This is a genomic window from Carnobacterium inhibens subsp. inhibens DSM 13024, assembly GCF_000746825.1.
Lineage (GTDB): Bacteria > Bacillota > Bacilli > Lactobacillales > Carnobacteriaceae > Carnobacterium_B > Carnobacterium_B inhibens.
Map to the genome: position 1 here is coordinate 341304 of NZ_JQIV01000006.1, position 24451 is coordinate 365754.

Here is a 24451-nt window from a genome sequence, read left to right on the forward strand (position 1 = left end):
GAAAAACTAAAACCTTCTGTCTAAAATAACTTTTATGTTATTTTAGACAGAAGGTTTATTTTTTTATATAACATTTTCAAAAAATCGAATACTTAAATATTGTTGAAGGTTACGTGAGAATAAATGTTCAAGACAATATGGATAATTGAATTGCCGACTGTTCCTCTATAGTTTTATTTTTAGCTTCTAATTCTATCAATAAAGAAGAATTAATGTTCTAAGTATGTGAAAGCTAAAATTTATATAATTATCTGTTGATTTTTTCCATATACAGGTTACGAATCGACTGTACTTGTGTTTTTACGACGAGTAGACGATCCAATGCTAAAGGAAAGACACCAATTCGGTCAAATAGGCTTTCAAGTACTGAACTAATAATTTTAATCAGTTCCTACATACAAAAAAGACACTTCGTTTGAAGTGTCCGAAAAATATTATAGTAATTTTATTAATCAATATTGGAAAACGTAATTTTTGCTAATTTTGTAATTTTATTTTTTTTAATAAAATAAATCCAACTAGGAGTAACACCAGAAACTTGGCGTTTTATAAAAACTATATTTTGAATTTCTCTAAAATCATCTTCATTTTTTGCTAAATTTAGTCGAAGATTTATTTCTTTATTTAATTTATTTACTTGCAGCGTTTTCAGGATCGTTGTGATAATCTTTTTGGATAAACTAGACATTACTAAAAAAACTGTTTTAAAATACTCAGTTAGAGTTGTATCTCGGAAGTATACAAATGTTAATAGTATTGAGATTATTAAAATACTTAGTAATATAGTATTTATACTAGCATCATAGTATACATTTTCACCTATAGCTTTTTTTAAAGTTGTTTGTTGATTTTCCTTATCATCGACGAACTCGTACCAATCTTTTACTCCTCTAGGTTTATCATTACCTGTATGATTCATCTGTGATTTAAACATTTTTTTATTCTTTGATTTAAGTATTTGAACTGGTTTAATAGTATTTTGAGAGATTTCTTTTTTCCAACCAAAAACATATTCGTCAAATACTTGTTTAAATTCCGCTGCTTTCGAAGTATATTGAGAAATGTAACTATCTAAAATTAATGTTGTTAAGAACCATAAAATTAGTGAATAATCCATCCATATACTATTTGTCCATATCATTTTAAAGATAATAGTAATTAGAATACCTAGCCAATAAAAATTATCTAACAAATCAGCTTTATCATAATAATATCGAGCAGACGTTTGACAAGCTAAAGCTATATCAGTATTTTGTCTAGAATATATTGTATTCATAAGTTTCTCCTATCTTTTAAAATTTCTAAATCACTCATCGCCTGATTGTATAATAGACGTGATTTAGAAATTTTATGCAGTTCATAATAATGACATTTTTTCATTTTTTTACTGGAACCACATGGGCAGGGGAGATTTCTATTTTTATTTTTAACCGGAAGAGCAAATAATAGTTTTAAAACAATCCCTCTGTTTTCTGATTTAAATAGATATTGATAGCCTTCCAAAATACCTTTATTCCCATGGCTGCGCTCTACCACAGGCATTGTATGATACTTTTGATAATATGAATAAACAGTGAGGTACTCTACAATTAATTCAAAGTATTTATTGATAGTATAGTTTGGTAGTAATCTATACCTTAACTCCATCTCCGTACCTAAACAGAAGGAACCAGCTTTATCCGGATTAATATGATGGTATGAATGAATTTTTCTTTCACCATACTCATAGCAAGTCGGTAATGATTTTGGATAAGAATAAGGGAGTTCAATCAAAATATTATAATCTAGAAATGTTTTAACTCCATTTATTTGACTACTACAAGAAATACACATAACAATTTTGTAAAAGTTTTTTTCTTCTATAATTTCTTTTATTGTCAGCCCAGATAAACTATTAATACTTTGGATAATCAAGCTTTTAGATAGAATCATTTTACTCTCCAAGGGCTTGCTTTAGCAGAATTAACTTCAAAATCTGCTTCTTTAATTGAAGAAAAATCTAGATTCAAAGAGTCATAAAGCATTTCTGATTTTTGAATATCTTCAATATTTGAAGAAGTTTGACTTTCAACTAAGTTTTTTAAGTCGGAAACCCAGTTGAAAAAGTCTTTAGCTACTTGTTTTTCTTCATTCCAAGAGCTTAAAATATTATCTAAACCATTGGCTGGATTTTTAAGAATCCATTGACCGTTGCTTAAAGCTATAATCTCTGAAATTATAAAACCTTCATTTAAACTTTTCTGAATAGATTTTCCTCTAGAGAAACTTTCTAGTTGTTGAAGCTCAGATACTACTAAGTTTAATAAAGTAAACTCGTCTTGAGCATAGAATAATTTATTAGCTAATTTAGCAACAATTGTAGTAATAACTATTGAAGATGGTTTTGACTGAGCAGTTGCTCTTGAGAAATATACATCACGTAATCTTTTAAGAATCTTAATTACATTTCTCATTAAATTAGTTGCTGCATCTTCTGGCAATTCTTCAATAGTGGAGTCAAAAATCCCTTTACGAAATTCTTCATATTTTTTCTCGTAAGCTTGTGTTTGGTTTTCAAACCAAGTTTTATACCCAAGAGGGTTATTTGAAATCCATTTATTATAACTTGGAGCTACGTTAGGAATAGCTATTGAAGTCTCAACTAATTCAATACATTCAGTTTCTTGTCTTATTTTTTCTAATGTTTCAAAAGATTCAGCAACGGAAGGAATAATATCGATCGTAAATTCAATATCGTCAATTTTAGCATATTCAACTGTAAAACATTTTTCCCACCGTGTATAATTATGATAACCTGCAGAGTCTATGGCTTCTTCAAAAATATCCATTAATTTTGAAGGTGTGATACTTTTATCTAAATTTTGAACTTCGCAAATAACATCTACATCATATGACCTATCTTTTCCATCTTTAAAAGGTCTAACAGCAGTCTTAGTTGCAAATGAACCTTGTGAGTAAAAATTTATATCTAAACCAGATGTTCTAATTATTGTTTTACAAATATTAGTATATAATTCCTTTGCACGTTCTCTTTGTGTTTTTGTCAAATCTATTTTTGCTAGTACTTCATTTATTTTTTCATTTTTTTGTATCCCATTATGTTAGTGCCCCCCCATTTTATAAAGTTGATCTTATTATATCATGGAAAATTACAATAGTATATGGTGAAACACAACATGTTGTGTTTGGTTTATTTTTAAGAGCTATATGGAGTGTTTATTGTTTTTTGAAAATATTATATATAGATAGTTACTGTGTCTAAACCTTATTGAACATAGATGAAATTTTTTATACTATATTAAAATAAAAACTAACGAAATATACTACCAATTTTAGAACCCAAAATTAGAACACATTAGGTTCAAATCTATTCAAATTCATTCAATATATATTTCTTCAAAATGCTGTAATATCAGGATTTTTCATGCTTATTCATTTAGTCAAATATAAAACCAGGTCTTAAGAAAGTTCAAACAGCGTCTCAATACTAAAAACGTTAATATAACGATATATATATATAAAAACTATCTATATGGCAGTTCTTTTTTTTGAACGAAAACTAGCATACTCAATTTGATGAACACATAAGAAGATATTAATATTTTGAAGATTAAAACAGTCTAGAAGAATCTCTCTACCTATGATGGTATACTTTAAAAAAGTAAAAGAGTCGATTATATTTATGAAGGAGCGTTTATCATGGAAAACAATCCGAAGAGTGGAAGGATTGACACTGTCTCAAAAGTAATTGATGCTTCACCACAAACACTTTATCAAGCATTTATGGACCCGAATTATTTAGTTAAATGGTTGCCACCTGAGAGTATGAGAGGAGAAATAAGCCTGTTTGAACCAGTAGTAGGTGGGAGATTTCAATTAACACTCACTTATGAGGATGAACATGCCACTCAAGGGAAAACAACTAAAAATTCAGATGTTTTAGAAGGTACCTTTGTTGAATTGATACCCAATCAGAAAATCGTTGAGGCTGGTGTATTTGAGTCAGATGATCCTGCCTTTGCAGGGAATATGGTGATGACTTGGTACTTTGAAGAAGTAGAACAAGGGGCGAAGGTAACGATTGTCGCTGAAAATGTCCCTAAAGGCATCAAGAAGGACGATCACATTGATGGGTTGAATTCCACACTAGAAAACCTGGAATGTTTTGCAAAGAAAAGTTAGATAACACTGTACTTTATGAATAGCTCACTGATTTCCTTGATGTGTGTATCTTATATAATGCATTGAATGTGTTTCAGGAGGAACTTGGGTTATCGATAGAAGGAATAGTAGTCAAGAATTTGAGCATAGGCAATGCTTTTTTTGATTTGCGATCAGAAGTAAAATTTAGATAAAGTTTCCCTTTTCTTTAACTAGTGTATTTGGCTGTAGTTCAAATTTTTCACAGTTTCCAGTGGCCAAACGTTTTAATAGGATAAATCACGTTACTCATTTTATTCGGATTCAGAGAAAGCTTATATAGAGAAGTAAACTAGAAGTTTAATTTAGTAGGAATAGTTTCTGATTACTTTACAGGCAGAATCAACTCTAAAGCGGATAGCTTTAGGATTGATTCTGCCTGCTTTTTTTCTAACCTATAAAATAATAATTGAAATGGAACGGTTAATTCGTTTAGTCGGATAAGTTTAGTGTTCCTTCATATAGATAGTAAATTTCTAAAGTATCATTATTTCCTGGTTCCCAATAATATTTTTTCTCAGCTACGCGGGATAGACCCTTGTGTTCATAGTATTGATAATCAGAAGAATTGTCGGTAAACAAATAGAAATTTTCTGCTTGATGTTCTTTAAGGTAATCATAAAAATGATTATACAACAGTCCCCCAATACCCAATCCTTTAAATTCTTCCTTCACTATAAGCAAATTTAAACCGGCGTCATAATTTTTTCGGCTTTTTTCTAAAAGAAATTCATTGATTTCCAGCGTCTGAATGTATTTCAAGGTGTTGATGAGCTAAATTTAGTTAAAAATAAAATCTGATTTAGGCAGCGTGAGGCAACGGACTCACGCTGTTTTTTTAGTCTCTTGGCATACAGTGTGGTTAATTTCTTGCGTACCATATGTTTTGAACCAAAATCAAAAGGACTCCAAGTGAATAAGATACGTCTTCGTCTGTTTAAAGTGGTTGGAAAGCTCGTCACTACGGCTAGACAAATCTACTTAAAACTATCAAGTTCCCATGTTTATAAGCGAGAGTTTGAAGCCGTATTCAGGAAAATCCAAAGGATTCGGCAGTACATTTAAAGAACCTGTTTTTTTAAAACCGTTTAAATGGCCTAGGAGAAGCACGTCCAAAATCCGTGGGATGAGACTAAAATAACTTGATATTTAAAAGTATGAACTATTCAGGTATAATTAGATGGATTAGTTTTGTAGTTACAGGAGGATAACAATGGATATTGCTATTGTAGGAGCTGGAATTTCTGGTTCCAATGTATTAAAAAGTTTAATAACTCATCCGAATTTCCAAGCCGATGACTTAATCGATGTCTATGAACCCCGTCAGTCTCTAGGCTCAGGATTACCTTATGAACCAACTGACGACGAATCAATTATGTTAAACACCTCTTCGGATGTGTTGAGTGTGGATGAAAATAATGAATTAGATTTTACGGAATGGTTAGAACATCATTTTAAAGAACCAACGAATTTTGAGCAACTCGTTTCACGGCCACATTATGGAAAATATTTAGTGGAGCGCTTTTCCCCATTCTATACGCACGAACAAGTACGCCACGTTCAAAATACTGTTGTTGACGTTGAAGTGCTAGATGCTGCAACAAAAGAACCAGCAGATGACACACAAGACGGCAATTTTGTGTACCGTATTAAAACGGAAGACGGCTGGCAAGATGGTGTATATGATGCGGTATTCTTTTCAGTCGGACATCCTGAATACAATGATTTCTATGATTTAAAAGGTACTGAAAATTATATTCATAACCCTTACCCAATGAAAGAAAAACTAGCAAATTTTGACAATAATCAAAAGATTTCGGTTGTTGGAAGTGGTGCTACAGGTGTTGACTTGATGCGTTTCTTCACGTCTAATTATGAATTAGAGCAACCCCTAACATTTTATGATTTAAAAGAACCGTTTTACTGTGTAGCTATTCCTTATGAGAAGGATGATTTTACATATCACTTAACAAAAGATTGGGTGGAAGAACAAAAAGAAGTACACGGTGGGTTTATTCCGCTCCAAGTCATACTCGATACGATTAAAGATGATTTAAAACAAGAGAATGTTGAGCCAATGGCAGTTTATAATCGTTATAAATCTGGAACGTTAGATGTTTTCCGCAAAGCATTTGATATGAAAGACCAGGAATTGGCAGCTGTTCAGAAATATGCGGCTAATTCTGTTCCAAATCTTCCGCATTTGTATAATGCATTGTCAGGTGAAGACCAACAAGAGTATATGAAAAACTATTATCAGATTATGTTGTTTTTCAAAGCGAAAGTACCTTACTACAGCTATCAGTGGTTATTTGAATTAATTGATGCGGGTAAAGTAGAAACTGTTGCTGGTTTGAAAGAAGTAACTGTTTTAGAAAATGGACGCTTCCAATTTGTGACGGAGGATAGCGAAGCCGAAGCTGATATTGTCGTTAACGCGACAGGTTTTATAAACAACATTGAAACATTGACTAAACACTCTGAGTTAATTGAAAATCTGTTCCATCGCCGCTTAATTATGCCGCATGTGGATGGGAAATTTATCTTAGTCGATTGGCCACAGTGTCGTGTGATTAACCAACAATATGGACGTATGGATCATTTGTTCTTCCTCGGTCTATTAATTGGTGGAACACAACATGAGAATAATGATGCCGGGCAAACGATTCAGCAAGCCCAATATACAGCAAAAGCGTTTATGGACGAACGATAATTTAACAATGAAATAAGCTCAGAACCCTTTGTGGTTCTGGGCTTTTTTGTTCATATGCGTATAAATTTCGGAATGGCCGGATTATTGTTATATTAAGGGTACGCAAATGGAACAAGCTATATGAATGCAAGAGGAATTTATATGGAAATCGAAGGTTACGAAAAATTAACGCTATGAGGTAAAAAAATATTCGATCGAACACATGTGGAGAATAAGAAAATTGCAGATGACGAATCAGCTCAACTGCTTTTATGTCATGCATATAGTCATAAAATAATTTTTGAACTGGAACGGTTAATTCGTTTAGTCGGATAAGTTTAGTGTTCCTTCATATAGATAGTAAATTTCTAAGGTATCATTATTTCCTGGTTCCCAATAATATTTTTTCTCAGCTACGCGGGATAGACCCTTGTGTTCATAGTAATGGTAATTAGAAGAGTTGTCGGTAAACAAATAGAAATTCTCTGCTTGATGTTGTTTAAGGTAATCATAAAAATGATTATACAACAGTCCACCAATACCCAATCCTTTAAATTCTTCTTTCACGATAAGCAAATTTAAACCGGCGTCATAATTTTTTCGGCTTTTTTCTAAAAGGAATTCATTGATTTCCAGAGTTTGAATGTATTTCAAAAAGATCGAATCAGGTTCAGTAATGCGTAATATTTTTTCCAATGAAGAAATATTCTTCCTAGTACTGATTTTCTGAATATTGGTTTGGTCTACTAATCCGGTTGCTACAATTCCTACTATGTCGTCACCTATTTGAGCAACAAAAACATCGTCTGATTCTAGTAATAGATCACTTAGAAAAAAATCGGCCATTGGGGCTACTAAATTATTTGGGACCCATGACCGATAATCCCAGGTGTTAATCACTAAATCCAAAATAGAATCATAATCTTCAGGTATCATCTTTCTTAATATAGTTTCTTTTTTCATTCCTATGTTCTCCTTGTTTGAAAGTGTTCATCTCCGTGCAACTAACTACTGGAACCATTGATATACAACGACTTTTTCTAACTACTAAATGATTCTATCAGAACATCCAATTAATTAATACAACAGCCAATACGATTTGGAAGAAACCGATCAGTAAACCGTACAACATAGTTCGAGGTCCTTCTTTTAAGATATCAGAGAACTTGACCTGTAATCCAATCGCAGCCAAAGCAGTAATCTCAAATTGGTTGCTGATGACTTCCGAACTGTAGATCATTAGGGAAGGCAAAGGCAGAAAGCTTCTAAGCATGAACAAAATGAAGAATCCGATAATAAACCAAGGAACAGTCATTAGACTAGAATTCTTGTTCACTTCAGAAGTTGAGCGAGTAGCCGTTTTAGAAAATAACGATTCTTCCTCTTTTGTATTCATTTTGCTGAAACATAAGGCTACACCAACGATGAGGAGAACTCTCATGAGTTTAAAGACAATGGATAAATTGGTTACGTCGACGCTGACCAGCTTAGCTGAAGCAACGACTTGTCCTATAGATTGGACAGTTCCTCCAATCAGAGCAGATGTTTGAACGACTTCATTTTGATACAGAACAGAAGAGAGGATAGGCAATAAGACCATCAATATCGTTCCAATGACATTGACTATAGTAATAGACATAGCTTTATCTTTCTTATCAGCTTCAATCACCGGAGAAACGGTCCCGATAGCAGAAGAGCCACATACTGCGTTACCCGCACTCATCAATAAAGACATCTTTTTATTGAACTTCATAGTTCGACCGATCCAATAAGCAAATAATATCGTCAAGATCATTTGGAGAATCACAAAAATAAATCCTGTAGATCCAACTTGCTTGATGATCTGAAAATCTAAAATCATGCCGTTTAATACGATCGACCACTCTAGAAGTGCTTTTTCGGAGAACTTAGTTCCACTTTTTAAATAAGGTTTGTTCAAAAAAGTATTCCCTAATAGGATACCTAAAAAAATAGCGATCAATGCTGCACCTATGTTCGGCATAAAGTGGGTCAAATACTGACTGATGAATGAAATTATGATGCTGATCATTAGACCAGGCAAGATGGAACGATTATTTTTCATTTGAGTATACATATTAAACCTCCTTCAATCCTTTGTTTATAGGATTATCATATAAGGTAATTTGTATAAAATAAAATAATCATTTATTATATCTTTATAAGATAATATTATGAAGGAGCTGTTTAAGATGTTAGATTACCGATACCAAACGTTTCTTACGCTGACAGAAGAAATGAATTACACAGCAACAGCCAAAAGACTGCACATTACTCAACCCGCTGTCACACAACACATCCAGTATTTGCAGCAAGAATTAGGGGTCGAACTGATTCGCTATGAAAACAGACAACTGTCCTTAACAGCTAAAGGCAAGCAACTGAAAAAGGATCTTTATTGGCTGCAAAGAGAGATTACTAAAGTGCAAAAACAATTGGCCTCTACTGTAGAACACACTACTCTTACATTTGGAGCTTCTTTGACGATTGGGGAATATATGATGCCGGACCTCATTGAGTCGTATTTAAATCAATATCCAACGCATGATATTTCGATGGTAACGGACAACACTCAACACTTGATCGAACTATTGGAACATGGGAAAATCGATTTTGCACTTGTGGAAGGAGAATTCAATCAATCTTTATTTGAATTTCAAAAAATTGCTGAGGAACCGTTTATCGCTGTCTGTTCCGAAAAATGCTCTTTATGGAAACAGGATCAAAGCATTAATGACTTATTTTCTACGACGATTTTAGTGCGTGAAGAGGGATCTGGATCACGGCTTATTTTCGAAACAGCCATAAAGAACAAAGGAATCCATTTAGACAGCTTTTCGAAAGTCATGACGATTGGGAGTATTGGAGCAATAAAAAAACTGGTCGAAAAAAACTTAGGTATTACTTTTGTGTATCAGAAAGCTGTTGAAGAAGAACTAAATAATGGAATTTTAAAAAAGATTCCGTTAAGTAATTTCAGTGTAATTCATCCGTTTTATTTGATTTATTTGAAAATAACTCAGTTAAGAGGAGAAGCGAAGATAAAAAAAATATTGAGACTGATAGAATATTGAAGAAACAACTGTTTTTTATTTTTTAATTATAATAAGTATGAATTTTTCAGGTTAAGGATAGATATTTAAAGAGTTCAGCGTTTTGACTTATTTTTTGGTATAATTATTAAGGTGATTTTTTATGGGAAGAGACAAAAAATATAATCAACTCGTAAAAGAAAAAGTATGTAGAAAAGAATACACAAGCTTAATGCAAAAAAATTCTGTGTATTTCTCTTTATACATTGCAGTAAACAATTATACGGGGTGATATTTTGTAAGTAATAAAGTAAAAAGGAAAGCTTTAGTTATTATGTTAGTGGGTCATTTGAAAAAAGAAATGAGGAAACATAAATGAATGAAAAAGTATACGATAAGAATAGCATCAAAAAAATTAAAGGAATAATGATTGGTATTATAGTTGTTATGTTATTAATAGGCGGTTTTTTCTTGTTTTTTGAAAAAATCGAAAATGGTTATGTAGGAGTTCGTTATTCAATGAATGGCGGAGTAAAAGATCAAACTTTAAGTCAAGGGGTTAAATTTGTAGGTCTTGATAAAGTAACCCAATATCCAATTCGATTACAAACGGTTAAAGCAGAAAAATTGAATTTAGCTACAGAAGATGGAAAAGCTACACATGTATCTATTACATATGCCTATAAAGTAGATTCAAAAAAAGTTTCTGATGTCTTTAAAGAATTTGGTAGTATTAGCGTAGAAGATATTGAAGCAAACTGGCTGAAAGCACAATTACTCAAATCATCTCGTAATATTGTTGCCAAATATAGTTTATTGGATGTAACGGGATCGAAATCAACAGAAGTTCAGCAATCCATTTTAGAAGATTTCACTAAAGCTGTTGAACCAAAAGGATTTCTGGTAGAAGATGTTGCCTTTGGAGTTCCGGATGTAGATGCTGAAACGCAAAAATCAATTGATGAAATCATTAAAGCTGGTCAAGAAAAAGAAAAAGCTCTCTTAGAAGCTGATACAGCAAAAACAAAAGCGGATAGTTTAGCCTATCAAAAAGTAAAAGCAGCAGAAGCTGAGGCTGAAGCAAACAAAAAATTATCAGAATCCATTACAGAAGAATTAATTAAGTTAAAAGAAGTAGAAGCACGTTTAGAACATGGTTGGGTTGAAGTACAAACTGGCGAAGCAATTGTTGATACTAATAAGTAGGTGATAGAATGATTTTCTTCTTAGGTAAACTTATTTTTATAACTATACTAGTAGTTTTAGTAGTTGGTTTAATATTTTGGTTGTTTAAAGCAGATAATAATAATGACGATGATGATTTCAACTTTTAAGTACTTCTTATTAATGCATAGTTGAATATATAGAGAAAGAGATTCTTGTGATTACAAGGATCTCTTTTCTATTACTTATTTTAAATCTCCTTCTAAAAAAATATTGATATTAATTGGACAAGTTATTTGCCTAACAACTTACATTTTATTTTGTTACTTCTTGGTTTATTCTGTATGATTTAATGAAGATTGTAAAACCAGATATTGTGTTGTTAGGCAAAGGATATAGGAAATAATAATGGATTTAGAAAATAGTGTACTACGTTTTAAGAATGAATCCACTTTTTTTAAAAGCTCGCAGACATTAAAAATAATTCCATAAATGTGTAACCATGGCTCCTTTTATCTCATTGAAAGTATTTAGTGTTACATTAACGAGGTGATGTGAAAAAATGAATTAAAAGGATAAAAAGTTAGAGTTGATCAAAAAGAAGCAAGAAACTGACGGTCTCAATTTGCTGAAGCTATAAGAATGTAATAATGTACTGATGTAGTATGAGGTGAACGAAGAGAGTTGCTCAAAACATATTATTCTGACCTAATCTATGTAGAATAATATATTCTATGACTCATTTGTAATGTGTTTATACAATAGTGTAAATAACTAATGTGAAGAGGACAATATACTTTTCTAGAAGAGTTATTATATGTAATTTCGTTTGTTCAACTTAACAAACGAAATTTAAAAAGAATATTTACTACCTATCGGAGAACGGAATGTACCATTTACTCCAGCTTTACCACCAATATCATTTAATTTGCTAATTATACTTTGCTGCTCCTCATTAAATTTAAATTTTTCTGTCATAGCAGTAAAATAGATATAATTTACCAATCGATTAATTAAACTGATATTTTCTTTAGTGTCATCTAATTTAGAATAAACTTTTAGAAGAACTTCTTTTAAATCTTCAAATTTTGTTAAATCAGACTGTGAAATACTATTATACAAGTTATGGACAAGTTCTTTTGATTGATTAGCCATAGATAATACCCCTTTATAGTTTTATTATATGATTAATCGTATCTCAAATAAAATTTTTGTCAAATAAACTGGAATAGAGCTATAGATGATTACATAAATATACCAAACATTACTAGAGAAACATTTATTCAAAAGACACATGAAAAAATTAGATGTATATGTATAGACCATTAAGACTTTGATATCCAAAACTATGTTTTGAATTATGAATTTGAAAAAAGTATTGTATAAAACCGTTGATTGGTTTGAAGAGAAAATGAAAACAGATAAATTGCGGGTATCGCTGCTCCGTTTAACATTAAAATGTTTATTATCAAAAGAGAATTGCTTCTTGCAGTTCTCTTTTATTCTGGACATTAATCATTGAACAATGGGCGCAATCCAATTGTTTAGTTGTGTGCAAGAGCCTATTGTAATGAAGAGCTTAAGACAATGATGACTATTATTTAGAATGGATGTAAAGAATAGTTCCTGGGTATCAATAAAGTATGGAGTGTAAGAGAAAATAAAAGCGATGGACCATTGATGAAATTAAAAAATTTGTTGATAATAATTCTGAAAGTAAATTGCTAACGATAGAATATCACGATTTTTTTTTAAAGGCAGAGAATATTGCACTTCTTTTGGCAGATTTCTTGCTAAAAAATGTCTTTTATATTAACCTAAGTTTAAACAGACGTATGAACTGAAAGGAAGTTTTTTCTATGAAACTTGCGGAGGCATTACTCTTGAGGCGGGATCTTGAAGCAAAGTTAAAGGCACTTAAGCAGGAAATTTTAGCGAACGCCTTGATTCAAGAAGGAGATTCATTGGATATAAGCATGGAAGAATTGATACAAGATTACCAAAAAACTAATGAAGAATTCTCTCAATTAGTCGTAAAGGTCAATCAACGAAATTCTTCGGCTCATCTGTATGATACTGATAAATTGATTGTTGAGGCGTTGGAGGAAAGAGAATCTTTAAGAAGACAGCACGGTCTTTATAACGAGACTATCGAAACAGCCAATGATATCAGACGATTTGGACGAAATGAAATCCGAATGGTGCGAACCGTCGATACGAAGGAATTAACTAAAAAAATGAATGTAGTTTCTAAAAAATTACGAGAATTAGACGGACAGATTCAACAAACAAATTGGCTGGTTGATTTATAAACTAAGCTGTTGGGTGGGAAATCAAAGGCGAGCACACAGCCCGTACAGGCTCAAATGTACACCCTATGAGGTTTGGCAGGAACCTTTAATCATCAATGACTGCTCAACAATGACATCAGAAACAATAAAAAATGAATAATTAATTACCATGTGCTGATTTGATTATGGTAGGGAGACACCCCTTGATCTTGTATCAAGGGGTGTTAAGGTTGAATTAACTAAATTCTGTTGAACAAGTTTTTCAAAAATATTCGAAAAGACCCGGAAATTTTTAATAAGTAAATTGATGTGTACTACATTGAAAGGATCACTGATAAAAGCCTTCTTGACAACACAAGAATTAAAATAGCGGAGAAATTGTTTCTGTCAACCAAGTTTTGACTGAACCGCATATTTTACTTACAACGGTTGTTTATAAAGTGAAATAAACTTCAAGACTCTTTCTGGGGTCTTTTTTTTTATTCAATTAGTTCATTACAACCAAAAATACCCTACACATGATGTGCAGGGCAGTCGATGAATTTATTTGTTAACTTAGTTAGGCTACTATTTCATAAGTACCATCTTTATAAACTTTATATATACCAGCAGTTCCAGAACCGCCTTGCTCTTGTAAGGATTGGCTTATTAATTTCAAAGTGTAAGAGTCATCATCTGATTCTAAAACTTCATAGACGATGTCTGTGTTATCTGCTTCAATTCCAGTTTCTTCTTTGATAAAAATAAAAGCTTCTTCTTCAGAATTGATGACATTTTCAGATGTGCTTGAAGTACTTTCTTCTGACTCTTCCATGCTGCTTGAATTCGATGTATCGCTTTGTTCCTCAGAATTGGTTGTACTTGACGTGCTTTCTGCAGACTCTTGCGAACTACTCGAGCTTGATGTATCACTTTGTGAAACGGAAGATTGAGTAGGAGCTTCTGCTTTTTCGTTGGTAGTATTACAACCGGTTAAAATAAATAAACTCGTCAACATAGTTAGTGTCATACTTAGTTTTTTCATTTATTTCTCCTTTCCTAATAGAAATAGTTTAAAAATAGATGAAATGAACTAATCTATTAGTGTCAGTTTTTATTTTGAATCTTTACTATACTATTAGCATAACATTATCAATTATCTAATCAAATATTTGAACCCGTTTACATAGAAAATGTTGACTAAATCTAATCTTTTTCCAAAATTTATGCAAGATACTACAATATAAATTATTCTATCATACTGAATTAATAGTATTCTTAAGAAGGTGTAAAAGAAATTGATAAAACCAGATGATGTGTTTTTAATTCTACTGGAAAGTCTAACATTAGAAATATAGAAAGACGAATGATAAATCGTCTCTCTAATTAGAATTTTTATAGTAATTTTCGTGAGATAGATTTTATAGATGAGGTTTTATAAAAAGTGGCAAAATCAGTGTCTGTTCCTATGGTAATCCAGTCTGCTTCATCAATTAAACTAGCATAACCTATTTGAGGTGTACTAGTGGCTATCATAGAACTTTCATTTGTATGGATAGCATTAAATGAGTTTGAAAATATTTTCTTCAACTCATATTCTTTATTGAGTTCATGAACATTAATATAACCATTAATAATTGAAGAGTCACATAGTTCTAGTTGCTCTCCATCGATGAATGTAATAACTAATTTCACAACAACACCCCCTTAAAAAAATTATCTCATAATGTGACAGAAATGTGAACTATAACACCTTTGATATAAATATCAAAAGTTTAAACTCTGAATAAATTTTAGTAGAAAGAAGTACATTTTTTTTATGTATTGAAAAATTTATTTTAAAATAGTTAAACTTAACTTTAGCTTCGTAGAATGGTACATTAAAGTTAGTCATATTTAAAGAGAAAAAGAGAGGAGTGCTTTTTTGTTAGACAAAACAATTCCATACGCAGAAATTTGGATGTACCGCTTGAAAGATCTTCCTGTTACCGAACAAGCTTTACCTGAAGGCTTTCACTTTGAGTTTTACCAAGAGGGTGATGAAACTGAATGGGCAGCTATCGAAACGGCTGTTTCTGAATTTGAGGATGAAGCGCAGGCACTAGATTATTTCCAGAAGAAATTTGCACCATTCTCGAAAGAATTGAAAAGGCGAATGCTGTTTATAACGGATTCTGAAGGCAGAAAAATCGGCACGTGTTCAGCTTGGTGGAAAGAACTGCCTGATGGCACTCGCTATCCGCGAGTACATTGGGTAGCAGTAAGACCAGGATACCAAGGAAAAGGAATCGCCAAAGCTATGTTACGTCGGACGCTTAAGCAGTTGCAAAAACTTGAGGCTACTACTCCTGTTTATCTGCATACTCAAACTTGGAGTCATGTTGCAATCCGATTGTATCAAAAGCTGGGATTTGAGATCACAGATAAAAACTTAGATGGGACTCCTAACTCGGATTATAAAAAAGCGATGGAGATTCTAGCCGGATTAGAAAATAGCAAAAGATAAGTTCAATTAAGACAAATCGATAGGATCCAATTTAAATCCGGCGATCATTCTTTGCCAAATTAGTAAAATGTAAAAAAAATAATCTGAAAATTATATTCTTGAAAATAGTTAGGTGAAACGAACCTAACATTGGTAGGTGTTTAAAAATGAGAAACGAAAAAGAAATGCTGGAATTAATTTTAACAAAAGCAGAGGAAATAGATACTATCAGACTAGTAGAAATGAATGGATCGCGAGTTTCCTCCACAGCTAAAAAAGACCCTTTTCAAGATTATGATATTGTCTATTACGTTGAAGACATAGATTCTTTTTTGAAAGACCATTCATGGATAGACTACTTTGGAGAAAGAATTCTATTGCAAATGCCGGATCAAATGGTTATTCCGCCTGCTAGTAGTAGACGAAAAAGCTTTTCTTATTTAATGCTTTTTACGGATGGAAATCGAATTGATTTAACATTAACTCCGGTAAACCTCGCTGAGAAATCTTTAAAGAGCAATGAAGCTCGCAAAATACTCTTAGATAAAGACAACAGAACTACAGCATTAGTGGTTTCTACTGAAGACCCTTATCGAATTAGTAACCCTAATGAGAAAGAGTTTATAGACTGCTCCAATGAGTTTTGGTGGGTAAGTACTTATATTGCAAAAGCTTTATGGAGAGAGGAACTCCCATTAGCTAAAAACATTATGGAAGGTCCTGTAAGAGATATGCTGATGACTATGTTGCATTGGCACATTGGTATACGAACAGATTTTAAAGTTAGCGCTGGAAAAGGCGGCAAAAATATTCAGAAGTATGTTGAGAGCAACGTTTGGAATAAACTGGTCCGTACTTATCCCGATGGAAATTACAAAAATATATGGCAATCTTTTATTAATATGTGCGACCTTTTTGAAGAATTGTCCATTGAAATCAGCCAAACATTCGATTTTGATATGCCAGATTATGGAAAGAACGTGTTGCCGTATTTAGAACATATTGAAAAGTTGCCTCAACATAGCAAAGACATTTATTGATGAATTTTTAGAATGAACTGCAGCCTAAATCAGAATAAGGTTTAGATACTTCATTATTCTCCAAAACAGCCATTGTTTAAGTAGTCAAAATGATAATGATTAATTTATTAAAAAATAGGATTTCACTTGACTTAAAGTTAACTCAAAGGTGTATCTTAATAGATAAGAAATGAATTAGTAAAAAATAATTTTGATTAAGTCGCTCATCTATTGAGTAAAAATAATGGTAGTAGCGGCTTAATGATTAATAAAGGAGAAAAAGAGATGGAATACACGAAGTTAGGAAATACAGGTATGGATGTTTCGAGAATTTGTCTTGGCGCAATGAGTTTTGGGGACCCAGAAAAATGGATTCACAAATGGGTGTTGAATGAAGCGGAAAGTCGTCCGATTATTAAAAGAGCACTGGATCTGGGAATCAATTTTTTCGATACAGCAAATATCTATTCACTTGGAAGAAGCGAAGAAATTTTAGGTAAAGCATTAAAAGACTATGCAAACCGAGATGAAATCGTATTAGCAACAAAAGTTCATGGACATATGTTTGATGGACCAAATGGTGGAGGCCTTTCAAGAAAAGCCATTCTCTCTCAAATCGATCAAAGTTTAAAGCGGTTGCAGACAGACTATGTTGATTTGTATATTATTCATCGCTGGGATTACAATACACCGATTGAGGAAACTATGGAAGCTTTACATGACGTTGTAAAATCTGGTAAAGCTCGATATATTGGAGCTTCGTCAATGTATGCTTGGCAGTTTCAAAAAGCACAAAACATTGCAGAACGAAATGGATGGGCCAAATTTATTTCTATGCAAAATCATCTAAACTTGATTTATCGAGAAGAAGAACGAGAAATGATGCCTTATGCTTCATCAGAAGGAATCGCTCTGACTCCGTATAGTCCCTTAGCCTCGGGACGATTGACTCGTGATTTTTCTGTTCAGACCAAACGTGCAGAAACAGATAACATAGCACGTTCTAAATATGATGAGACTGCTGATAAAGATCGTCTCATTATTGAAAGAGTTGCACAACTGGCTGAGCACTACCAGGTCAGTCATGTTCATATAGCACTAGCTTGGCTTTTACAAAAAGAAAGTGTAGCAGCCCCAATAGTAGGAGCAACTAAGCTTGAACATATAGAAACAGCAGCGGCAGCCGTTAATTTTAAGCTTACTCCAGAAGATGTTATTTTTCTAGAAGAACCTTATATTCCACATGGCATAGTCGGATTTTCATAAAAAATTGATTAAATTGTGTGAAAGTATGTGAAATAAGAAATAAGAAATAAGGTAAGTTAAGTTTACAAAGAGGCTGTGTCTTTAAGTATAATGTGATGAATGGTAAGAAGATCTTAATTCTGGTATTCTTCTTTGATAGCTTTTCAATGGATGCTATTTTAACTTTAAATCAAGGAGAAAGTTTATTCTTTTCACATTATGATCCGGATTTAGTCAAAACGTTAACAAAACGTAGCAAGTAAGAAACATTGTATCAAATAAAAGGTCATTTGTTTAATAGCGATTATCATCTGAAATCTGGATGGAAGAAAAATGATTTCTTATTAAAAAAATTTGAAAGAATAAGTAGATTTTGCTATCTATTTATTCTTTTTTTTGCTAATATAGTTACCTATAGTAATTATATTAGGTAATTTAATTTAGAAGGGGGAGAAATAATGGATAGACAACTATCTGAAGAATACATTGATGCGTGTTTGAGTGCAAAACACACGATGCGGTTTTTACCTGAGCCACCTCCTGAAGTGCAAAAAAGACACATCCATATCATCAAAACAGTGTACAACTTATCAGAAGAGTTGAATGCGGTACGTGTAAGTGATATCGCAGAGACGATTGGTGTAACATTACCGAGTATCACCAAGAATATAGCTACATTAGAAGACTTAGGTTATATAAAAAAAGAATCAAACCTTGAAGATAAACGAGTAGTAAATATCAAGTTAACTGAAAAAGGGTTAGCTTTGCATCAAAAAGTGGTCTATGATTTCCACCAAAAAAATAGTCAGATCCTAAAAGATATTCCAGAAGAAGATATACGCCTGACGATAAAAACGATTTACCGAATACATGATTTAATGGAGCAAGCACATTTGCTCAGTTAATTAAAAGGAGAGAAGCCAAAAAATGTATAAAACGTTAATGAAATCATTGCGACAATATAAGAAACCGTCGTATCTAACCATGCTGTTTATGGCATTGGAAGTTGCTGTGGAGATTTTTATTCCTTTTCTCATGGCGAAAATTATTGATAAAGGATTAATAGATGGGGATCTTGGATATGTTTTAAAAATAGGCTCACTAATGTTTGTAATAGCTTGTTTTTCTATGTTGTTTGGAGTATTGGGCGGGAAATTTTCTTCCGATGCTGCAGTAGGTCTTTCAACAAATCTTCGTCAAGACATCTACGAAAATATTCAAACATTTGCATTTGATAATATTGACAAATATTCTTCATCCAGTCTGATTACAAGACTCACAACAGATATCACTAATATTCAAATGGCTTTTCAAATGGTTCTAAAAACTATTATTCGAGCACCATTCATGATCGCATTTGCATTTGCAATGGCTGCTTATACGAATTTGAAATTATCTTTAACTATTTTGATTATTGTGCCTATTGTAGCGTTCATTTTAATCGGTTTAATCTATCGTGTGCATCCTTATTTTATAAAAGTTTTCAAAAAATATGACCGATTAAATCAAACTGTGCAAGAAGATATTAACGGTGTACGAGTTGTAAAATCATTTGTACGTGAAGAAAAAGAAATTGAAAAATTTAAAGTCGCTTCTACAGATATTAAAAATTTATTTACGAAAGCAGAAAAAATTACGGCACTTAATGCGCCGGTTATGCAGATTGCTATCTATTCTTGTCTGCTGCTCGTTTATTGGTTTGGGGCAAAATACGTTGTCGGTGGAACAATGAGTACAGGGGAATTAACGAGTTTTATTACTTATATGATGCAAATTTTAAGTAGTATCATGATGATTTCAATGATTTTTGTCATGATCGTTATTTCTGAAGCTTCAGTAGAACGTGTTGCTGAAGTTTTGACTGAAAAAGCATCATTGTCAAATCCAGAAAACCCGCTTACAACAATTGAAAATGGAGACATTGAATTTAGAAATGTTCAATTTAAATACAATGAATTATCCGAAGAGGCAGATTTAAGTCAGATTAATTTTACGATAAAGTCTGGTGAAACGATAGGAATCATTGGTGGAACTGGGAGTGGAAAGAGCTCGCTAATTCAATTAATTCCTAGACTCTACGATGCGACTGAAGGAGAAGTATATGTTTCTGGTCATAACGTAAAAGACTATGATTTAGTGACATTGCGTGATCAAATTGCAATGGTACTGCAAAAAAATACGTTGTTTTCGGGAACGATTAGCGACAACTTAAGATGGGGAGATAAAGAAGCTTCCAAAGAAGAAATTCAACGTGTTGCTAAATTAGCCCAAGCAGATGAGTTTGTACAAGGATTTCCTGATGACTATGAAACTGTTTTAGACCAAGGCGGTTCAAATGTATCCGGCGGACAGAAACAACGTTTGACGATTGCACGTGCTTTATTAAAACAACCTAAAATCTTGATTTTAGATGATTCAACAAGTGCTGTGGATACAAAAACTGATGCTTATATTCGAAAAGCATTTATAGAAGAAATTCCAAATACAACAAAAATCATTGTGGCACAACGCATTTCTTCCATCCAAGATTCGGATCGCATCATCGTATTAGAAGAAGGTAAGATCGATGGAATTGGTACACATGATGAATTGTTGAAAAACAATAAGATTTACAAAGAAGTATACGATTCTCAAGTAAAGGGAGGGACGATAGTTGAAGAATAAACCGATTATGAGACCAACTGTTAGCCCGTTAAAAATATTTAAACGAATTCTTTCATATGCAACGAAACAATATAAATTACGGATCATTATCGTAGTTGTCAGTATCATCATCAGTGCTGCAACCAATGCGATCGGGATCAGTTTTACAAAGACATTGATTGATGATTACATTGCGCCTTTGCTGACTCAGCAAACGCCTGATTATTCTGAGTTAGCGCGTATTATTGGTTTGATGGCGATGTTATATTTAACCGGCGCTCTATTCACCTATATTTTTAATCGTACAATGGTTACTGTGTCACAAGGTATCTTGAAAGATATTCGTGATGAAATGTTTACGCATATGGAATCTTTGCCTATTCGTTATTTTGATGGCAATGCAACTGGTGATATTATGAGCCATTACACGAATGATACGGATACGTTAAGACAAATGATCAGCCAATCGATTCCACAAATTTTTTCTTCGCTGATCATGATTTTATCGATTATTATTGCGATGTTTATCATTAATATACCAATGACATTATTTGTCTTATGTATGGTAGGGATCATGGTTGCTGTGATTCGTACAATTGGTAGCAAAAGTGGCCGTTACTTCTCTATTCAACAAGCAGCATTAGGTACGTTAAATGGTTATGTAGAAGAAATGATTGAAGGCCAAAAAGTCGTGAAAGTATTTAATCATGAAGAAGAAGCCATTTCGGATTTTAGTGAATTAAATGAAGAACTAAGAGAAAATGCGACGAAAGCAAATACGTATGCGAATATTTTAATGCCGATTATGGGAAATATTGGAAACTTTATGTATTTATTGACGGCTGTAATAGGTGCTGTTCTTTCAATCACAGGACTTACAGCTTTAACGGTAGGGAGTATTGCGTCTTTTGTTCAATTCACGAAAAGTATTACCATGCCTGTAGCTCAAATTTCACAACAGTTTAATGCAATCATCTTGTCTTTAGCAGGCGCAGAGCGTATTTTCAACTTGTTAGATGAAAAACCTGAAGAAGATGATGGAACGATCGAGTTAGTCAATATTACTAAACAGGCTGACGGAACAATCGAGGAATCTAGTCACCGTACAGGCAGCTGGGCTTGGAAACAAACAACTTCTGCTCATGAAGCTGTCTATAAGGAATTAACGGGTGATGTGCGTTTTAAAGATGTCACATTTGGATACAATTCTAATAAAACGATTCTTCACAACATTAATCTATTTGCAAAACCCGGCCAGAAAATTGCTTTTGTTGGTGCAACTGGTGCTGGAAAAACAACGATTACCAATTTGATCAACCGTTTCTACGATATTCAAGAAGGAGCCATCACTTATGATGGCATTGATGTTAAAAAGATTAAGAAAGATGATTTAAGAAGATCATTAGGCATCGTACTACAAGATACACATTTGTTCACCGGAACGATAAAAGACAATATTCGATACGGACGTTTAGATGCTACCGATGAAGAAGTTGAAGCAGCTGCTAAACTAGTAAATGCCGATTTCTTTATAAGACAATTGCCGCATGGTTACGATACCGAATTAACGGGCGATGGCGGTTCACTTTCTCAAGGACAAAGACAATTACTCGCAATCGCCAGAGCAGCTGTAGCGAATCCGCCAGTCTTGATACTTGACGAAGCTACGTCAAGTATTGATACACGAACGGAATCGGTTGTCCAAAGCGGAATGGATGCGCTAATGAAGGGAAGAACGGTATTTGTTATTGCCCATCGACTTTCAACGGTTCGCAATTCAGATGCGATCATGGTAATGGAACAAGGACGCATCATTGAAAGAGGAAACCACGATGAGCTGATTTCTCAACAAGGTGAATATTACCAACTTTACACCGGTGCGTTTGAAATGAACTAAATAAATAAACAAACTAAAAGGCACTTTCCAATTTGGAGAGTGCCTTTAATTATCAAAAGCGATTGGGTTATCTATCCAACTAGAGTAAGAAATCGAATTAGCACTGTATGACTAGTTTACTTCATAATAATCTTCCTGCATAATGAAAATAAAGCTAAAATGTTCTAGAAGGGAGATTACCATGAAGTATTTAAGCTCAATCACATTTCCTGATAAAGAGAAGGAATTTGATTTTTTTCTCGAGATTAAACGGACAATCTATAATTCTTTTTATCCCTTTCAAGTTTTGCCGAAACACAGTTTTGAAAGAATTGATTTTAAACCAATTACCATTCTTTATGGAGGAAATGGTTCTGGTAAAACCACAGCCTTAAATATCATTGCTGAAAAACTAGAATTAAAGCGAGATTCTAATTTCAATAAATCTAATTTTTTTGTGAATTATCTTTCTCTTTGTGCTATAGACATTGTGGAAACAATTCCTATTCATAGTAGGATCATTACAAGTGATGATGTATTTGATTATATCTTAACTATTCGTTCGTTGAATGATGGTATTGATTTAAAGCGTGAAGCGTTATTTGAAGAATATTTAGAGGCGAAATATTCTAAATTTCAGATGCATTCATTAGAAGATTATGATCAATTGCGAAAAGTAACGGATGCTAGAAGTAAAAGCCAGTCGCATTATGTAAGAGATAAGTTGATGGGTAACGTTCGAGAACATTCAAATGGTGAAAATGCCTTTCGTTATTTCACAAATAAAATTGAAGAAAATGGACTTTATGTATTAGATGAGCCAGAAAATAGTCTTTCACCGATTCGTCAAATGGAACTCATGCAATTTATCGAAGATTCTGCTAGGTTTTTCGGATGTCAATTTATTATTTCTACTCATTCTCCATTTTTTTTAGCACTTCGTGAGGCAAAAATCTATGATTTAGACTCAGATCCGGTAGATGTGAAAAAATGGACAGAATTAGAAAATGTCCAAACCTATTATAATTTCTTCAAAGAGCATCAAGAAGAATTTCATTTATCTGAGAATAAAAATAAGGACTAAAAATTGAATAACTAGATAGATGACTAACCCTTGAAGTGAACTATAAATTATGGAGGTATCTTAGATGAAAGAGCCATACCATTCAACAAGTAGAGTTATTCTTATGTGCGGAACAGCAGGATCAGGAAAGTCGACTTATGCTCAGATGTTAGAACAACAAGGATTCGTTCGTTTATCTTATGATGTAGAGTCATTTAATAAAGGATTCAAAATTCACCCGCTGCCAACTGATGTTTACGATGAAATCAAAACGTTCCTTGATCTAAAGTTAAAAGTACTAATTAGAAAAAATAAAGATGTTGTTCTAGATTATTCCTTTTGGTCACGTGAAATGCGTGATGAATATAAAAATATGCTGGTTCCGTTCGGAATAAAACCAGAAATCATTGTAATCGTTACTCCTAAAGAAATTGTTTTACAAAGAATTCACGACCGAAAAGGAAAAAATCCTAATGATATTATGTTAGACGAACAAACTGCAGCTCAATATTACGAAAATTTTCAGCCACCAACACTTGATGAAGGGGAAGTAACAATCATTAATGGTTACTAATATCCAAGTTAGCAAAAAAATAATATTTTGAACATTTTTATAAATTAAACACAATAAAAAGTTCAAGGTAATATATTGAATTGTTAATTTCAAAAACGACTTTCTTTTTATCTAAGTGTTATTTTATTGTATACTAGTTATTGAAGAAACAATCACTAAAAATGTACTAA

22 protein-coding genes and 1 pseudogene are annotated in these 24451 nt (G+C 32.8%); 14 read left to right on the plus strand and 9 right to left on the minus strand.

Annotated features, from left to right (window positions below):
• Positions 1-448 precede the first annotated feature (448 nt).
• From BR65_RS02790 to BR65_RS02800, 3 genes are read right to left on the minus strand one after another with little or no spacing between them, the layout of a single operon-like run.
• Positions 449-1276 carry an S-4TM family putative pore-forming effector gene (locus tag BR65_RS02790; protein ID WP_034536599.1) on the minus strand — a complete coding sequence of 276 codons (828 nt, stop codon included), beginning with the start codon at positions 1274-1276 and terminating at the stop codon, positions 449-451.
• The gene (locus BR65_RS02795; protein WP_034536600.1) at positions 1273-1932 is read right to left on the minus strand and encodes an SEC-C metal-binding domain-containing protein; all 660 of its coding nucleotides are present in this window, start codon (positions 1930-1932) and stop codon (positions 1273-1275) included. Before BR65_RS02795 ends, BR65_RS02790 begins: the two co-directional genes overlap by 4 nt.
• Positions 1929-3092 (minus strand): SMODS domain-containing nucleotidyltransferase, encoded by a 1164-nt coding sequence (locus tag BR65_RS02800; RefSeq protein WP_342341621.1) that lies wholly within the window; start codon positions 3090-3092, stop codon positions 1929-1931. The genes BR65_RS02795 and BR65_RS02800 overlap by 4 nt, the downstream gene beginning before the upstream one ends.
• 607 nt (positions 3093-3699) lie before the next feature.
• Here BR65_RS02800 and BR65_RS02805 point away from each other — a divergent pair.
• Entirely contained in the window at positions 3700-4182 is a 483-nt protein-coding gene (locus BR65_RS02805; protein WP_034536602.1) for an SRPBCC domain-containing protein, read from the plus strand.
• A 450-nt stretch (positions 4183-4632) separates the two neighbouring features.
• Here the strand turns inward: BR65_RS02805 and BR65_RS02810 are convergent, their stop codons facing one another.
• Entirely contained in the window at positions 4633-4962 is a 330-nt protein-coding gene (locus tag BR65_RS02810; RefSeq protein WP_034536603.1) for a GNAT family N-acetyltransferase, read from the minus strand.
• A 72-nt stretch (positions 4963-5034) separates the two neighbouring features.
• Between BR65_RS02810 and BR65_RS14215 the strand changes: the two are divergent.
• Together BR65_RS14215 and BR65_RS02815 are read left to right on the plus strand one after the other, a co-directional pair.
• Positions 5035-5265: pseudogene (locus BR65_RS14215) on the plus strand (transposase); the annotation flags it as partial.
• A 148-nt stretch (positions 5266-5413) separates the two neighbouring features.
• Positions 5414-6913 carry an FAD/NAD(P)-binding protein gene (locus BR65_RS02815; RefSeq protein WP_034536604.1) on the plus strand — a complete coding sequence of 500 codons (1500 nt, stop codon included), beginning with the start codon at positions 5414-5416 and terminating at the stop codon, positions 6911-6913.
• 303 nt (positions 6914-7216) lie between these two features.
• On the opposite strand, the gene BR65_RS02820 is transcribed toward BR65_RS02815, so the two are convergent.
• Positions 7217-7855, minus strand: coding sequence for a GNAT family N-acetyltransferase (locus tag BR65_RS02820; protein ID WP_034536605.1), 639 nt, complete (start codon positions 7853-7855; stop codon positions 7217-7219).
• A 97-nt stretch (positions 7856-7952) separates the two neighbouring features.
• A complete protein-coding gene (locus tag BR65_RS02825; protein ID WP_034536606.1) occupies positions 7953-8987 on the minus strand; it encodes a YeiH family protein in 1035 nt (344 codons plus the stop codon).
• Between the two features lie 115 nt (positions 8988-9102).
• On the opposite strand from BR65_RS02825, the gene BR65_RS02830 reads away from it, so the two are divergent.
• Positions 9103-9984: a LysR family transcriptional regulator gene (locus BR65_RS02830; RefSeq protein WP_156098841.1), complete on the plus strand. Its 882-nt coding sequence runs from the start codon at positions 9103-9105 to the stop codon at positions 9982-9984.
• Positions 9985-10317: 333 nt separating this feature from the next.
• The gene (locus BR65_RS02835; RefSeq protein WP_211251478.1) at positions 10318-11148 is read left to right on the plus strand and encodes an SPFH domain-containing protein; all 831 of its coding nucleotides are present in this window, start codon (positions 10318-10320) and stop codon (positions 11146-11148) included.
• 810 nt (positions 11149-11958) lie between these two features.
• On the opposite strand, the gene BR65_RS02840 is transcribed toward BR65_RS02835, so the two are convergent.
• Positions 11959-12261 (minus strand): bacteriocin immunity protein, encoded by a 303-nt coding sequence (locus BR65_RS02840; RefSeq protein ID WP_034536607.1) that lies wholly within the window; start codon positions 12259-12261, stop codon positions 11959-11961.
• A 704-nt stretch (positions 12262-12965) separates the two neighbouring features.
• On the opposite strand from BR65_RS02840, the gene BR65_RS02845 reads away from it, so the two are divergent.
• The gene (locus BR65_RS02845; RefSeq protein ID WP_034536608.1) at positions 12966-13418 is read left to right on the plus strand and encodes a DIP1984 family protein; all 453 of its coding nucleotides are present in this window, start codon (positions 12966-12968) and stop codon (positions 13416-13418) included.
• 538 nt (positions 13419-13956) lie between these two features.
• Here BR65_RS02845 and BR65_RS02850 read toward each other — a convergent pair.
• Both BR65_RS02850 and BR65_RS02855 read right to left on the minus strand, forming a co-directional pair.
• The gene (locus tag BR65_RS02850) at positions 13957-14421 is read right to left on the minus strand and encodes a hypothetical protein (protein WP_034536609.1); all 465 of its coding nucleotides are present in this window, start codon (positions 14419-14421) and stop codon (positions 13957-13959) included.
• A 350-nt stretch (positions 14422-14771) separates the two neighbouring features.
• Positions 14772-15071 (minus strand): hypothetical protein, encoded by a 300-nt coding sequence (locus BR65_RS02855; RefSeq protein WP_034536612.1) that lies wholly within the window; start codon positions 15069-15071, stop codon positions 14772-14774.
• A gap of 229 nt (positions 15072-15300) precedes the next feature.
• On the opposite strand from BR65_RS02855, the gene BR65_RS02860 reads away from it, so the two are divergent.
• The 8 genes from BR65_RS02860 to BR65_RS02895 all read left to right on the plus strand — a co-directional run bounded on the left by BR65_RS02860 (position 15301) and on the right by BR65_RS02895 (position 24281).
• Entirely contained in the window at positions 15301-15882 is a 582-nt protein-coding gene (locus tag BR65_RS02860) for a GNAT family N-acetyltransferase (protein WP_034536614.1), read from the plus strand.
• Positions 15883-16028: 146 nt separating this feature from the next.
• Positions 16029-16901, plus strand: coding sequence for an aminoglycoside 6-adenylyltransferase (locus tag BR65_RS02865; protein ID WP_034536618.1), 873 nt, complete (start codon positions 16029-16031; stop codon positions 16899-16901).
• A 264-nt stretch (positions 16902-17165) separates the two neighbouring features.
• Complete coding sequence (locus BR65_RS02870) at positions 17166-18146, plus strand: aldo/keto reductase (protein WP_034536621.1); 981 nt, start codon at positions 17166-17168, stop codon at positions 18144-18146.
• Between the two features lie 437 nt (positions 18147-18583).
• Positions 18584-19030: a MarR family winged helix-turn-helix transcriptional regulator gene (locus BR65_RS02875; RefSeq protein WP_034536623.1), complete on the plus strand. Its 447-nt coding sequence runs from the start codon at positions 18584-18586 to the stop codon at positions 19028-19030.
• 22 nt (positions 19031-19052) lie between these two features.
• Entirely contained in the window at positions 19053-20789 is a 1737-nt protein-coding gene (locus BR65_RS02880; protein ID WP_034536624.1) for an ABC transporter ATP-binding protein, read from the plus strand.
• A gap of 7 nt (positions 20790-20796) precedes the next feature.
• On the plus strand, positions 20797-22665 hold the full coding sequence (locus BR65_RS02885; RefSeq protein WP_201768291.1) for an ABC transporter ATP-binding protein: 1869 nt from the start codon (positions 20797-20799) through the stop codon (positions 22663-22665).
• A gap of 181 nt (positions 22666-22846) precedes the next feature.
• On the plus strand, positions 22847-23728 hold the full coding sequence (locus BR65_RS02890; protein WP_034536627.1) for an AAA family ATPase: 882 nt from the start codon (positions 22847-22849) through the stop codon (positions 23726-23728).
• Between the two features lie 64 nt (positions 23729-23792).
• Entirely contained in the window at positions 23793-24281 is a 489-nt protein-coding gene (locus BR65_RS02895; RefSeq protein WP_051932627.1) for a P-loop nucleotide/nucleoside kinase family protein, read from the plus strand.
• The last annotated feature ends 170 nt before the right edge of the window (positions 24282-24451 follow it).